Origin of the sequence: Halomonas campaniensis, from assembly GCF_002211105.1 — a bacterium.
Taxonomy (GTDB): Bacteria; Pseudomonadota; Gammaproteobacteria; order Pseudomonadales; family Halomonadaceae; genus Vreelandella; species Vreelandella campaniensis_A.
Genome location: NZ_JPUA01000010.1, coordinates 1 through 14,341, shown reverse-complemented (window position 1 = coordinate 14,341; position 14,341 = coordinate 1). Strand labels below are relative to the sequence as shown.

The window sequence follows — 14,341 nt, the reverse complement described above, 5'->3', positions numbered from 1 at the left end:
AAAAGCCCGCCGTTCTCAGAACGGCGGGCTTTTTACGTTAAGCAATGCAAAGGGCTACAGCGTGTAGTAGGTGGCGGAGCCAGGGCCAACAGGTAAACCAAACACAAACACCCAAATGAAGAACAGTAGGCTCCATCCGATCAGCATAAACAGCGTATAGGGAAGCATAATAGCAACCAGCGTGCCGATGCCCATATCTTTCCGGTAACGGCTTGCTACAGCGAGGATCAGGCCAAAGTAGCTCATCATCGGGGTAATGAGGTTGGTGACGGAATCACCGATACGATAGGCTGCTTGGATGACCTCGGGCGCGTAGCCCATTAACATCAACATGGGGACAAAAATAGGGGCCGTCACCGCCCATTGTGCTGAGGCGCTGCCCAGCGATAAATTGACAAACGCACACATAATAATGAAAAGAGCAAACAGGCCGGGGCCGCGTAACCCGAGAGACTCTAGTAGATCCGCACCCGCGATCGCGGTCACGGTACCAAAGTTACTCCAGTTAAACAGCGCCACAAACTGAGCAGCGAAGAACACCAGAACGATGTATAGGCCCAGACTGCTCATGCTTTTAGCCATGGCGTTTACCACGTCGCGGTCATTGTGCATGGTGCCTGCTAGGCGACCATAGACAAAGCCTAATAGGGTGAATGAGACCGCTACAATCACAACGATTCCGCGTAAAAACGGTGAGCCGCTTATCAGCCCCGTTTCAGGGTTACGCAGTATTCCACTCTCAGGCACTACCATCACGGCGACCAGTGCGACTAATGCCAGCGCTGCTAAGCCGGTGCCTTTTAAGGCGCGCTTTTCCGTTGATGAAAGCCCTCCCATGCTTTGTTGGTCAATGTCGTTATCGGCGTAAGCAGGATCAAATTTACCCAGCTTGGGTTCTACGATGCGCTCGGTGACCAGTCCACCAATCAGCGTCACGAAGAACGTGCTGGCAAACATAAAGAACCAATTGGCCTCTGCGCCGACCACATAAGCAGGGTCAAGTAGCCGGGCCGCTTCCTGGGTGATGCCTGAAAGTAATGGGTCAACCGTGCCGATTAGCAGGTTAGCGCTGTATCCCCAGAAACACCACAGAACGCAGCAGCTAGGCCCGCAAGGGGGTGGCGGCCCAGTGAGTGGAATATCATAGCGGCAAGTGGAATCAGTACCACATAACCAAGCTCTGCAGCCATATTAGACATGATGCCTGCAAAGACTACCGCGTAAGTAACAATTCGGGGGGAGCGGTTGAGTACTAGGGCGCGCATGCTCGCAGAAAGCAACCCAGAATGCTCGGCAACGCCTACACCTAGCATAGCCACCAACACGGTGCCAAGTGGTGCGAAGCTAGTGAAATCAGTGACCATTTCGGTGACCAGTCGGCGTAAACCTTCGGCATTAAGCAAAGAGTTAACTGCGATCCATTCACCTTCATTGGCGGGCCTAGGGTCTGCTACGGAAACCCCAAAAGTTGCTGCAATCCCGCTTGCGACAACCACCAATACGCATAGTATTGCAAACAGTGTGACGGGATGAGGAAGCAGGTTTCCCAGCCACTCAACGCTATCTAGAAAACGGGTGAAAAAACCACGCTGGAGGTTTTTTTCATTATGTTTGGTTTTATTCATAAGGTTTATGTCGTCAATGTAAGGGTTTGTAGTGAAAAATGTGGCTATGAAGCATAGCGACCGACACTACGTTGAAGCGCAGCGGGTCGCAAACGGCTTTTTGCATAACGAGATTTGAAAAATGAAACGCCGTCTTGCCAAGCAAAGACGGCGCTCGTCACGGATTACCAAGTGGGCTTACATTAAACGAATATAAGGGGAGTTAAGACGATAATTGGCGGGCTGTGTAGACGCGCCGAGCCAGTAGTAACAATTCCAACGTGGCGATCAAAATTAGGCTATAGCCGAGCAGTTCGACGACTTCTTCAGCAACACTCTTAAAGGTTCCCGAGTAGCTCTCTTCAAGAACGGCTTGCCAGAACTCCTGCCGCCCATACAGGCGCGAGAATATATAAGTGGTCAGCACGCCTGCCGTAAACAAACCAAAGGCGAAGGTGTTGCTGTAATGAGCGAACTCCGCGAGAAAGTGTTGGCGCTGCTTAATTACCCAAAAGAGCGATGGGAGAATAATCAGCGCAACAAGCACCTTCCAGGTGTTATGAGCCACATAGTTATCTAAAAAGTGATCTTGTTCGCGCACCAGCGAGGCGGCCACAAATGCCAGCAGCAGAAGCGTGACGGTGGGCCATACTTTAAGTACTTGGCGAATATAGATCAGCATTGCACAGCAGGTGGCCAGCACCAGCGTTTGGGTGAATTCGGTAAAGCCCAGCTCAGAAAAGCGTACTGAGGGGAGATAGAGCGCTTCTAAATAGGCGCCTTGGGCAATTGCGCCAATAAACAGTACGTACAGCACCGCACGTACTAAGATGGTTTGAAACCCAATGGGCCAGGCAGGGGGGGGAGACATACCAACATCCTTTGTGGGTAAGCAGCGTCGCTATTCGCATATTAAAACATGCATGGGTGAATGTTCATTATATCGTCACACTTATATGTTCGCACGTCGATATTGCGGTTAATCACTCGACGTTTGGTCGTCGGCGCTGCAAAGTGTCCCATAGGCAGGTAATAACAGCGTTGTGAGGCGAAATAGACATGGCTATTAGTGTGTTTGATCTTTTCCGAATTGGCATTGGGCCCTCTAGCTCCCACACGGTGGGACCAATGCGCGCCGCCCGCGACTTTGCCCTTGCGCTTGGCGATGCCCGCATTACCCGGTTGGTGGTGAGGCTGCATGGTTCGCTTGCCGCCACTGGGGTGGGGCATGGTACCGACCAGGCGGTGATCATGGGGCTAATGGGCGAAGCGCCTGAAAGCGTCGATCCGGACACGATTGTCGCGCGGTTAAAGCTGCTTGAAGAGGGCGAGCCGCTGGTGCTTGCCAATGGCCAGTCAATCGCTTTCGACGCGCGTAACGACGTGGAGTGGGATGAGACCTGCCTGCCGTTTCATCCCAATGCCATGGTGCTGAGTGCCTATTGTGATAATGAGCTGATAGCGACCAATACGTTTTACTCCCTCGGGGGCGGTTTCTATGTCGATCAAGCTAAGGCAGATCAAGGCGAGGTGGGTGAAGATGCTACTGAACTGACGTATCCCTTCAATACGGCTGCCGAGCTGCTCGCGCTATGCCAGCAGCATCAACTGCGCATTAGCCAACTGATGCTTGAAAATGAAAAAGCCTGGCGTAGCGAATCAGCCATACGTGAAGAGCTGCTGACTATTTGGCACGCCATGAGCGACAGCATCGAGAATGGCCTGCGCGCGACGGGCCATTTGCCCGGTGGCTTGAATGTGCGCCGTCGAGCGCAACTGCTCCATCAACAGCTACTGAATCCACCGGCCAATCAACGCCTGATCGTATCGAGTTTTACCGTGATGGATTGGGTCAATGTCTTTGCTCTGGCGGTGAATGAAGAGAACGCTGCCGGGCGGCGCATGGTCACCGCCCCGACCAATGGCGCGGCGGGTATTGTGCCTGCTGTATTGGCGTACTACTTGAAGTTTGAGCCCGATGCCAGCGAGGCCGATGTGGTGGATTTTCTGCTTACCGCCGGGGCGGTGGGTATCTTATGCAAAAAGAACGCCTCTATTTCCGGTGCGGAAGTAGGTTGTCAGGGTGAAGTGGGCTCCGCCTGTGCCATGGCGGCCGCAGGGCTTGCTGAAGTGCTGGGCGGAACGCCGGGCCAGGTGGAGAACGCCGCCGAGATTGGCTTGGAGCATAACCTGGGTTTGACCTGTGATCCGGTGGGTGGGCTTGTACAAGTGCCCTGCATCGAGCGCAATGCGATCGCTTCCGTCAAAGCGATCAACGCGGCGCGAATGGCACTGCACGGCGATGGCGAGCACTTTATATCACTGGATAAAGTGATTCGTACCATGCGCGACACCGGCCGTGATATGCAGGATAAATACAAAGAGACCTCCAAGGGCGGGCTCGCTGTCAATGCCATCGAGTGCTAGCTCTTCAAGTTTTAAGTCAGCGGGTTATTGGGCAATAAGCTGTCAATGTTGGCGGCCAAGTAGTCGACCAACTGACGTATTTTGGGCGACAGATGGCGGTGTCGAGGGTAGACCGCCCAGACAGCGGTGTCGTGGTGTCGAAAGGGCTCAAGCACGGCCACCAGTTCACCGCTGGCCAGGTAGGGGCCAACATAATAGTCGGGCAGTTGTGCAAGTCCCAGTCCTTTAAGTGCGGCATCTAATAAAGCCGGGCCTGAATTGGCGCTCCAGCGACCTTCTACGCGCACCTCGCGACGCTGACCGTTCACTTCAAACAACCAGTTAGGCCGTGAACCGATAAGACAACGATGCTGGTTTAGCTCGCCCAGCGTGTGCGGGCGTGGCGCTTGGCGAAAGTAGCTTTGTGAACCGACGATATACTCGCGGCGGTCGCACAGGCGCCTGGCGATAAGACTGGAATCCTTCAATACTCCCATCCGAATGGCAATGTCGTAGCCCTCCTCAATCAGCTCCACCGGCCGGTTAGTGAAATGCATGTGGATGTCCAACTGCGGGTGTAAACACTGAAAATCATTAACCAGTGGGGCGATAAAGCGCTCACCGAAGGTGGTGGCGGAGGTCAGTTTAAGCAGCCCATTGGGCTTATCCTGAAGTTCACTAAGTGCCTGCTCGGCATCCCGCAGACCATCAAATAGATGGCGGCAGTGCTCCACGTAGGTAGTGCCTGCATCGGTTAAGCGGATCTGGCGGGTGGTGCGGTAGAGCAGTTGTACTCCTAACTGGTTTTCGAGCTGACTAACCAGACGGCTGATATGGGAGGTCGATACCTTCAGGTGACGGGCCGCAGCAGAGAAGGTGCCTAAACGCACCACCTCGACAAAGGCTTCGATACGGCTCCAGTGCTGCATGCTAGCTCCCTGGGTCAATGGCGATTGTTGCTGTGTGGCAATAATCTTGTGAGTGTATCCCGGTTTATCAAGGCCGCCTAGCTGGCCTACACTGTTACCATCGGTAGCTTATGAATGGAGCCTTTTGCTTATGTCTATATCCTTATCTCAATGGTCGCGTGGTGCCTTGGCAGTGGCCGTGAGTGCTGGCTGGGCAGTCACTGCCCAAGCAGAGCTACCCACTCAGCAGCAGGAGCAAGCGCCGGGCTGGTTTCGAATGATGGTCGGGGAGTATGAGGTGACCGCTCTATACGATGGTCATACGGCTATTGATACCTCCTTGCTAAAAGGCATGGAGCAAGAAGAGATTCTCCGCCACTTGGATGCGCTATTTATCGATGCAGAGAGTGGCATGCAAACTGCGGTTAATGCCTTTCTTATTCACACTGGCGAGAACCTTGTGCTGGTCGATGCTGGCTCGGCTGCCTGCTTTGGCCCCTCCTTGGGCCAGGTAGAGAGTAACCTACGTGCTTCTGGCTACTCGCCGGAGGATGTCGACACGGTGTTGATGACTCATCTGCATCCTGACCACGTGTGTGGTTTGGCCAATGAGGAGGGTGAAGCGGTTTATCCCAATGCTGAACTGCGTGCCAGCCAGGCAGATGCTGACTTTTGGCTGGATGAGGAGCGTGCAGCAGCGGCACCTGAGTCTGCCCAGGCCTTCTTTACCATGGCCCAAGAGGCGATAGCGCCTTATCAGGAGGCTGGTCGTTTCAATCCCTTCACGGCAGGTGATGAAGTGCTAATGGGTATCGTTGCCCAAGATACTCATGGCCACACCGCCGGGCACTCAAGCTTTATGCTCAACAGCGATGATGACGCCATGCTGGTATGGGGGGACGTAGTGCACAGCTACGGCGTTCAATTTGCCGATCCCACTGTGGCCATTGAGTTTGATTCTGACCCCGAGCAGGCCGTTCGTACCCGGGAAAGCGTGCTCGAAAGCGCGGTTGAAGATAAACACTGGGTGGCTGGTGCCCATATGCCATTTCCTGGTATTGGTCATATCACCAAAGATGACCAAGGCTATCGCTGGTTGCCGATTGAATTCGGCCCGGTAACCACTGATAAGTAACGTCTTAGTTTTTCTGAAGTAACGTACATTTAGGAGTCAAAATGAAGTCACGCGCAGCTGTTGCACTGGAAGCGGGCAAGCCGCTTGAACTGGTTGAGATTGATGTGGAAGGCCCGAAGGCTGGGGAAGTGCTGGTTAAAATGGCCGCCACGAGCGTCTGCCATACCGACGCTTACACGCTCTCCGGCGCTGATCCAGAGGGTAATTTCCCTGCCGTGCTGGGCCATGAAGGCGCCGGCGTTGTTCAGGAAGTAGGCGAGGGCGTCACTAGCCTTAAGCCAGGCGACCATGTGATTCCGCTTTACACAGCCGAGTGCGGCAAGTGCAAGTTCTGTCTGTCGGGTAAAACCAACTTATGTGGTAGCGTGCGCGCTACCCAGGGTAAAGGGGTAATGCCTGACGGTACTTCGCGTTTCTCACTCGATGGCAAGATGCTCCATCACTATATGGGTACCTCCACGTTTAGTGAGTACACCGTGCTACCTGAAGTCTCCTTGGCGGTGGTTTCCAAAGAAGCGCCCATGGATAAAATCTGTCTGTTGGGTTGTGGTGTGACTACCGGTATCGGTGCGGTGCTGAATACCGCTAAAGTAGAGCCGGGCGCCACGGTGGCGGTGTTTGGTCTCGGGGCTATCGGTTTGGCCGTTATTCAAGGCGCGGTAATGGCCAAGGCGGGGCGTATTATTGCTATCGACGTCAACGCTGATAAATTCGAGCTGGCCAAGCAGTTTGGCGCCACCGACTTTGTGAACCCGAAAGAGTACTCAGACCCCATCCAGCAGGTCATTGTCGATTTGACTGATGGCGGCGTTGACTACTCCTTTGAGTGTATCGGCAATGTCAACGTGATGCGTTCGGCGCTGGAGTGTTGCCACAAAGGCTGGGGTGAGTCGATCGTGATTGGTGTCGCCGGCGCTGGCGAAGAGATCTCGACCCGCCCATTCCAGTTGGTCACCGGGCGGGTCTGGAAGGGCTCTGCCTTTGGCGGTGTAAAAGGCCGTAGCGAATTGCCGGGTTATGTTGACCGTTATATGAACGGTGAAATCAATATCGACGACTTTATTACTCACGATATGCCGTTCGAGAAGATCAACGAAGCTTTTGATCTGTTGCACGCAGGTAAGAGCATTCGTACCGTGCTGCATTACTAGGCTCAGCACGATTAGGTGCCTGCCAGGGCAAGTTTCCGCGAGGGCGCTGTGAACCCATCCATGGGCGCTACTTTTGACATCCTTGTCAAAAGACCCTCGCTCCAACTTACCCTGGCACTCTCTTATAAGGGGTTTTTATAAGTAGTCAATTACCCTGTGCACTACTAGGTCTAGCATTATTAAGTAGTATAGTAAGAACGTTTAAAACGCGGTGGGACAGACCTGCCGCGTTTGCTGCATTTAAAGGAACCTGCCCATGAGCATGAGTGAAACTTTAGAACTGGTGTCTGCCAACCGTAGTTTCGGTGGCTGGCATAAGCGCTACCGCCACTACTCCCGTGCGCTGGATTGCGACATGATCTTCGCTGTTTACTTGCCGCCTCAGGCAGAAAACGAGCGCGTGCCGCTGCTTTGGTGGCTTTCGGGACTTACCTGTAACGACGAAAATTTCATGCAGAAAGCGGGCGCTCACCGTATTGCCGCTGAGCTGGGCGTGGCGATTGTGTGCCCTGATACTAGCCCACGGGGTACCGATTTGCCCGGGGAGCATGAAAGCTATGATTTAGGCTCTGGGGCCGGTTTTTACGTGAATGCCACCGAGTCTCCCTGGAAGTCTCACTATCGCATGTATGACTATGTGATTGAGGAGTTGCCTTCCGTGGTGCGTCAGCACTTCCCGGTCAATGGGCGTGAATCGATTAGCGGGCACTCAATGGGGGGGCACGGGGCATTAATTCTGGCGCTACGTCACCCCGGGCGTTTCCGTTCCGTGTCGGCTTTCTCACCAGTGGTCAATCCGATGAACTGTCCTTGGGGGCAGCAGGCGTTTAACGCCTACCTGGGGGATGATCAAGCTCGCTGGCGCCAGTATGATGCTTGTGAGCTGGTGGCCAACGGCGCATCACGCCAACGTCTGTTTATCGATCAAGGTGAAGCAGATCAATTCCTGGAGGAGCAGCTTCAGCCAGAGCGTTTAGAAGCCGTTTGCGAAGAGCACGATCACCCGTTAACACTGCGTCGTCAACCGGGCTACGATCACAGTTACTTCTTTATAGCCTCGTTCATTGAGGATCATCTGCGCTATCATGCAGACCACCTCATGAAGCGTTAAGGATAACGAGATGCTCAATCGCTCGCTGCGTCGTTTTATGCGCCTGCTATGGCGGATTGTTTGGCGCGGCGTTTTAGCGTTTGTGCTGCTGTCAGTTGCGCTGGTACTGCTGTTCCGGGTCGTTCCTCCTCCGGGCTCAATGGTGATGGTCGAGCGCAAAATAGAGAGCTGGATCCAAAGCAATCCGATTCGCATACAGCGCGAGTGGCGGGGATGGGATTCGCTCTCTCCTAATGCCAAGTTGGCAGTGATTGCGGCAGAGGATCAGCGCTTTCCGCATCATCAGGGGTTTGACCTTGTCGAACTGCGTCGCGCGTTGCAGGCCAGCCAAGATGGGGGGCGACTGCGTGGTGCCAGTACCTTGAGTCAGCAAACAGCGAAAAACGTTTTTCTATGGACAGGCCGCAGTTGGACGCGCAAAGGGTTAGAAGCGTGGTTTACGCTGCTGATAGAAATACTTTGGAGCAAGCAGCGTATTTTGGAGGTCTATCTCAACGTCGCCGAGTGGGATCGCGGTGTATTTGGGCTGGAAGCTGCTGCTCAGCACTATTTCGGCGTCTCTTCTAATTCGTTAACTGAACGTCAGGCAAGCCTTCTCGCGGCTATCTTACCTAGCCCCCTGACGCGCAGTGCCGCACGTCCCGATGCCCAGGTTGAGCGGCGAAGCCAGTGGATTCGCCAGCAGATGCGTAACTTAGGTGGAGCTGATTACTTACAGCATCTATAGCTGTTTTTAGCCCCGTTAGTCATATTTAGCGTCATCAATCTCCGCCAGTGCTTCTAGGTTGGGATGGGAGAAGTAATAGCCTTGTTGCATGGGAATGCCTAGCGTCAGCAGGCAGCGCGACTCCTCACGGGTTTCCACGCCCTCAGCAATCAGCTTTGTACCCAGTGTTTCTGCTAGTGCCACTAAGCTACGCAATATGGCTTGGCGGCGCTTGTCGCTATCACACTCCATTACCAAGTCACGATCGATTTTTAGCGTATCAGGTCGCAGATCGGTCAACAGGTCGAGGTTGGCGTAACCGTTACCAAAGTCATCCAGCGAAGTGGTTAAGCCCATTTCGCGATAGCTCTCAATAATGGTGCGCATATGAATGCGGTCTTTGACCCGCTCGGTTTCGATAATTTCGAAATTGAGCCGCTCGGTGGGCCAGCCAACCCGATGGGCTGTTTCCAGGGTGGCTTGAATGCACGCCTGTGGTTCGTAAACGGCATTGGGCAGAAAATTGATTGAGAGCCGTTCCCGCATGCCCAGTTCGCTGGCTAGTTCAATCGCTTTGATGCGACACGCTTGGTCAAAACGGTACATCAATGCATCGGTCACCTGGTCTAGTACTGACAAAGCGGGCTCACCGTTGGGGCCGCGTACTAACGCTTCGTAGTAAATAATTTGTCGCTGACTGACATTGACGATCGGTTGAAATGCCATCGTGAATGCAAAAGGTACCGGAGAGTCGCAACGGTTACAGTGTCCGTTCACTCTCGCACAGTGATGGTGTGCTGACATGTTTAATCCAAGCCCTGGTCTACAGCTGTCGTTAATTATTAAGAGCGCGTTAATTATAAAAAGCGCATCATCGTCTAATCGCCATCACCACCCCAGTAATAGCAACCAACATCCCCATAAGTCCTAGCAGGGGAAGGCGTTCGTCAAAAAGCCACCACGCCTGAAGCGCTGTGACCGGTGGCACAAGATAAAAAAGACTTGCCACACGTGAAGCTTCCCCCTTTTTAATCAAGGCCATGAGTAACAGGATAGCGGCAATTGAGAGAATCAACACCAGCCAACCCAAGGTGAGGAGAAAGGTGCTGCTCCACTCCACTTGGCGGCTCTCAAATAACAGCGCCCCTATCCCGAGGAGAGCGCCCGCCGCCAAGTATTGAATCACTGCCCCGGAAAGTAGCGGCATACTGGTGCAGTACCTCTTCTGATAGAGAGTACCTAGTGAAATCCCCATCAAGGCTGCGGTGACACACAGCAGAGCGCTAATCCCGAAACCATCAAACAGTGACTCGCCCACCTCAAGCTTACTACCCAGCACTAGACTGATACCTATTAGGCCCAGTCCTAGCCCTAACCATTGACGCCAAACGAGCTGCTCGCCTAACAGTGGCCCGGCGAAAGCGGCGGTCAGGAGCGGCTGAAGCCCGACCAGTAGCGCTGCTAAACCGGCGGGCATGCCCAGGTAAATACCATAGAAGACACCCCCCAAGTAGGCCCCATGAACTAGAAAACCCGATATTGCGATATGTGTCCATAACCTGGGTGATGATGGCCAGGGTATTCGCATCACTACTACCAGTGGAATCAGCAGCAGTAGCGTGAGTACAAAGCGAATAAACAGGAACGTAAAGGGTTCTGCATACGGCAGCCCGAATTTAGCGCCGATAAAGCCGGTACTCCAAAGCAGCACAAAAAGTGCTGGCATGGCGGCAAGCCCTGCCGAGGATAGGTTTTCGTGACGTAAACTTTTGAATTTGCTATACATGTGCTTTCCGTAGTGGCGTGCGTAATTCGATTTTTTGATACATTATGTTCTTTTTGTTACTAGCTTTTACATAAAAAATTGAACCTGGTTGAATACGGCGCGTCACAGTGGGCACATACACAACGCAATACTGAGGTTTCTTTTATGCAACGTATGACTGCTCTGTTCTCCGCTGCCCTGCTCGCGACCGGCCTGATGACAGCTACTGCCCACGCCCAAGAAGAGCAAGGCGCTGCACAAGATCCTATGGCAACCCAGCAAGCACCTGCCCAGGATTTCTCTGACGATCAGCTCCAGCAGTTTGCCGATGCTTCTCAAGAAATTGCGGTTATTTCCCAGGAATATACCCAGCGTCTGCAGGAAGCGGAAGATGAATCAGCGCAACAGGAAGTGCGCACCGAAGCTAATGACCGCATGATTGAAGTAGTTGAAGACAGCGGCCTAGATGTTGATACCTTCAACGCTATTGGTCAATCTATTCAACAAGACCCGGAAATGATGCAGCGCGTGCAGGAAATGGCTAACCAGTCGTAAGTCGTACTTGCTGAACGCGATCGAGGTCATTATTGCGAATGTTGGTATTGCTTATATAGCAACCTTTATCTAGCAGCCTACATGACTTCGACCACAAGGCCCGGTGCTTAACTGCACCGGGCTTTTTTTATGGGTCATTCAACTTCAGGATAGTTTTATTATACTGGGAGGGGTTTACCTGACTTAGCCTTCCCGCCACACTTTAGATAACGCGTTGGTTATCCCGCCTATTGTCCGGCAAGCCCAAGGAGTCCGTATGGATGTCGAGCTGTTAGAAATACGCCAACATATGGGGCGGTTTCCCCCTTTTGATGGGTTGTCGGATGATCTCCTGGATGCCATTGCTGAGCAGGTGGAAGTGAGCTACTTCAAAACCGGCAGCAGCATATTGGCGCTCAACGAGATGCTCAATGATCTTTGCTATATCCGCAGTGGCGCCGTGGAAGTTTATCGTAGCCAGGGAGAGCTGTATAACCGCTTGGGTGAGGGCGATATTTTTGGTCACTTTAGCTTGCTGCGTAACCATAAAGTGCGTTTTCCCGCTCAGGCGATTGAAGATACCCTGATCTACTTTATTCCCAAGGCGGTCTTCCTTCGGCTGTGTGAGGAGGATGAGCACTTTGCTGATTTCGTAGAGCTGGAACGACCGCGTCTTGAGAGCGCTGCCGAGCAGCAGAAGAAGTCCAACGATATGATGGTCACCCGGATACGCAAACTGCTGACCCGCTATCCGGTAATGGTGGAAACGTCTACCAGCGTTCAGCACGCCGCGCAGCAGATGAGCGAAGCGCAAGCATCCGCACTGCTGGTAATAAAAGAGGGAAGTGATAACCCACGCTACAGTTTCAAAGATAGTGAAGGCCAGACTTGGCAGATGTGCGGGATTTTAACCGACAGCGATTTTCGTACCCGCGTGGTGGCCGAGGGGCTATCGCCGCAAACCGCGGTCGGTGAAGTGGTTTCCTCAAGGCTAATCACCATTCAATCGGACGCCTCTGTTTATGAGGCCATGCTGACGATGCTGCGCAGTAACGTACATCACCTCCCTGTCTTGTATCGTCAACGCCCGGTGGGCGTGGTGCACCTTTCGGATATTATCCGCTACGAGACCCATAGCGGCCTCTACCTGGTCAGCAATATTTTTCATCAGTCCAGCGCCCAGGGGCTGGCACGCTTGGCGCCGGATGTGAGCGCGGCGTTTGTGCGTATGGTGCAGGAGGGGGCTAATTCGCAAATGGTGGGTAGCGCCCTTTCCACGATCGGACGCAGCTTTACTAGGCGGTTGCTGGAAATGGCTGAAGCGGAACTGGGCCCGCCGCCGGTGCCTTACTGCTTTATGGTCAATGGCTCCATGGCCCGCAATGAGCAGAGCATCGTCACGGATCAGGATAATGCGTTGATTCTCTCTGATGACTTTGTTCCTGAGCAGCATGACGACTACTTTTACGCACTGGCAAAAATTGTCAGCGATGGCTTGGATGCCTGCGGCTATACCTATTGTAAAGGCGATGTTATGGCGACCAACGCTCAATGGCGTCAGCCGCTCAGCGTTTGGAAGAGCTATTTTCAGGATTGGATGGCCAAACCAACGCCTGAACGACTGCTTCACAGTTCGATTTTCTTTGATCTGGATAGTTGCTACGGCGAGGATCTCTATGTAGAAACGCTGCAGGATTTGATTGCCGAAACAGCGCCAAAATCACCGCTGTTTTTAGCAGCCATGGCGCGCAACGCCCTGAACCGTACGCCACCGCTGGGGTTTTTCCGCACCTTTGTGATGGAGCAGGATGGTAAGCACAACAACTCGATCAACTTGAAGCGCCGCGGTACGGCGCCGATGGTGGATTTGGTGCGTATTCACGCCTTGGCCTGCGGCTCCAAAGCGCAAAACTCATTTCAGCGTTTAAATGACATCAGCAATACTCAGCTATTGGCTAATGGTATGAGCGACAAGCTGAGCTACGCATTTGAATTTTTATGTATGTCGCGGATTCGCCATCAAATGATCGATCTTCAGGAGGATCGTCTGCCGGATAACAATATTGAGCCTGAAAACGTGGCGGATAGCGAACGGCACACCCTTAAAGACGCTTTCCAGGTGTTGAGCAACGCGCAAAAGTTTCTGAAATACCGCTACCCTATGCCCGCCCAGCGGCAGGGGCGTTAAGATGTTCGGTATACGCCCACGTCAGAAAATCACCCAGGCCGACTGGACGGGCTATATGGCCCAGCGGGCTCAACAGGCGAAAAATCCTGCGCTTCAGCAATTTTTTGGTACGCCGTTGCCTGACCCTGAAACACCTATTTCCGAAGTGCCCATGGTGGCGCTGGATATGGAAACCACGGGGCTGGATGAGAGGCGACATGCGATTGTCAGTATCGGCCTTGTACCTTTTACGTTAAATCGTATTAAATTGGCTGAGCGGCGCTATTGGGTCGTGAACCCTTCGCGACCGCTGGCGGAAGCCTCAATTACCTACCACCATATTACCCACTCAGAGATCGCCCAGGCACCGGACTTGGAAGAGATCCTGGACGCGCTGCTGGCCCAGTTAGCAGGTCGCCTGGTGGTGGTGCATTTTCGCAATATTGAACGGCCCTTTTTGAACGCGGCGGTCAAAACCCGGCGTGGGGAAGGGGTGCTGTTTCCGATGATTGATACTATGTCGCTGGAAGCGCGGCTGCATCGCCAAACCCTATGGGCGCGTTTTCGCCGCTGGCTGGGTCGCCCACCGGTTTCCATCCGCCTGCACGCAAGCCGTGAGCGCTACGGCTTACCTGCTTACCAGGGGCACCATGCCCTGGTCGATGCGCTGGCCACCGCAGAGCTGCTGCAGGCGCAAATTGCCACCCACTATCGCCCTGACACGCCCTTAAAAGATATGTGGTGTTGAAGGCTATTTATCAGCCCACCAATAAAAACGGGCAACCCAGTGAACTGACCCCATAAACTTGGACAGTGAAAAACTAAGCGGCCAAGGCCTGATTTCGGTACTGCAC

General features: G+C 53.4%; 12 protein-coding genes and 1 pseudogene. 8 read left to right on the top strand and 5 right to left on the bottom strand.

The features are described from left to right. Window positions 1-54: 54 nt before the first annotated feature. A pseudogene (locus tag JI62_RS03530) lies at window positions 55-1,625 on the bottom strand (AbgT family transporter). A 202-nt stretch (window positions 1,626-1,827) separates the two neighbouring features. Beyond that, window positions 1,828-2,475, bottom strand: a complete 648-nt coding sequence (locus tag JI62_RS03525; RefSeq protein WP_088698847.1) for a hypothetical protein — start codon at window positions 2,473-2,475, stop codon at window positions 1,828-1,830. Between the two features lie 188 nt (window positions 2,476-2,663). Between JI62_RS03525 and JI62_RS03520 the strand changes: the two genes are divergently transcribed. Next, window positions 2,664-4,031 carry an L-serine ammonia-lyase gene (locus JI62_RS03520; RefSeq protein ID WP_088698846.1) on the top strand — a complete coding sequence of 456 codons (1,368 nt, stop codon included), beginning with the start codon at window positions 2,664-2,666 and terminating at the stop codon, window positions 4,029-4,031. An 11-nt stretch (window positions 4,032-4,042) separates the two neighbouring features. On the opposite strand, the gene JI62_RS03515 is transcribed toward JI62_RS03520, so the two are convergent. Continuing rightward, window positions 4,043-4,939 carry a LysR family transcriptional regulator gene (locus JI62_RS03515; RefSeq protein WP_088698845.1) on the bottom strand — a complete coding sequence of 299 codons (897 nt, stop codon included), beginning with the start codon at window positions 4,937-4,939 and terminating at the stop codon, window positions 4,043-4,045. A gap of 130 nt (window positions 4,940-5,069) precedes the next feature. On the opposite strand from JI62_RS03515, the gene JI62_RS03510 reads away from it, so the two are divergent. The 4 genes from JI62_RS03510 to mtgA all read left to right on the top strand — a co-directional run bounded on the left by JI62_RS03510 (window position 5,070) and on the right by mtgA (window position 9,042). Further along, window positions 5,070-6,053: an MBL fold metallo-hydrolase gene (locus tag JI62_RS03510; RefSeq protein WP_088698844.1), complete on the top strand. Its 984-nt coding sequence runs from the start codon at window positions 5,070-5,072 to the stop codon at window positions 6,051-6,053. A gap of 41 nt (window positions 6,054-6,094) precedes the next feature. Further along, a complete protein-coding gene (locus tag JI62_RS03505) occupies window positions 6,095-7,204 on the top strand; it encodes an S-(hydroxymethyl)glutathione dehydrogenase/class III alcohol dehydrogenase (RefSeq protein WP_008956357.1) in 1,110 nt (369 codons plus the stop codon). 256 nt (window positions 7,205-7,460) lie between these two features. Next, the gene (gene fghA / locus JI62_RS03500) at window positions 7,461-8,315 is read left to right on the top strand and encodes an S-formylglutathione hydrolase (RefSeq protein WP_088698843.1); all 855 of its coding nucleotides are present in this window, start codon (window positions 7,461-7,463) and stop codon (window positions 8,313-8,315) included. A 10-nt stretch (window positions 8,316-8,325) separates the two neighbouring features. Next, the gene (gene mtgA / locus JI62_RS03495) at window positions 8,326-9,042 is read left to right on the top strand and encodes a monofunctional biosynthetic peptidoglycan transglycosylase (RefSeq protein ID WP_088698842.1); all 717 of its coding nucleotides are present in this window, start codon (window positions 8,326-8,328) and stop codon (window positions 9,040-9,042) included. 15 nt (window positions 9,043-9,057) lie between these two features. On the opposite strand, the gene JI62_RS03490 is transcribed toward mtgA, so the two are convergent. Both JI62_RS03490 and JI62_RS03485 read right to left on the bottom strand, forming a co-directional pair. Continuing rightward, window positions 9,058-9,747 carry an EAL domain-containing protein gene (locus JI62_RS03490; RefSeq protein WP_088698841.1) on the bottom strand — a complete coding sequence of 230 codons (690 nt, stop codon included), beginning with the start codon at window positions 9,745-9,747 and terminating at the stop codon, window positions 9,058-9,060. Window positions 9,748-9,892: 145 nt separating this feature from the next. Beyond that, window positions 9,893-10,807 (bottom strand): DMT family transporter, encoded by a 915-nt coding sequence (locus JI62_RS03485; protein WP_088698840.1) that lies wholly within the window; start codon window positions 10,805-10,807, stop codon window positions 9,893-9,895. A 144-nt stretch (window positions 10,808-10,951) separates the two neighbouring features. Here JI62_RS03485 and JI62_RS03480 point away from each other — a divergent pair, with 144 nt between their 5' ends. From JI62_RS03480 to JI62_RS03470, 3 genes are all read left to right on the top strand, one after another. Then, complete coding sequence (locus JI62_RS03480) at window positions 10,952-11,341, top strand: DUF4168 domain-containing protein (RefSeq protein ID WP_088698839.1); 390 nt, start codon at window positions 10,952-10,954, stop codon at window positions 11,339-11,341. 256 nt (window positions 11,342-11,597) lie between these two features. Then, on the top strand, window positions 11,598-13,508 hold the full coding sequence (locus tag JI62_RS03475; protein ID WP_088698838.1) for a DUF294 nucleotidyltransferase-like domain-containing protein: 1,911 nt from the start codon (window positions 11,598-11,600) through the stop codon (window positions 13,506-13,508). 1 nt (window position 13,509) lies between these two features. Next, the gene (locus tag JI62_RS03470) at window positions 13,510-14,235 is read left to right on the top strand and encodes a 3'-5' exonuclease (RefSeq protein ID WP_088698837.1); all 726 of its coding nucleotides are present in this window, start codon (window positions 13,510-13,512) and stop codon (window positions 14,233-14,235) included. Window positions 14,236-14,341 lie beyond the last annotated feature (106 nt).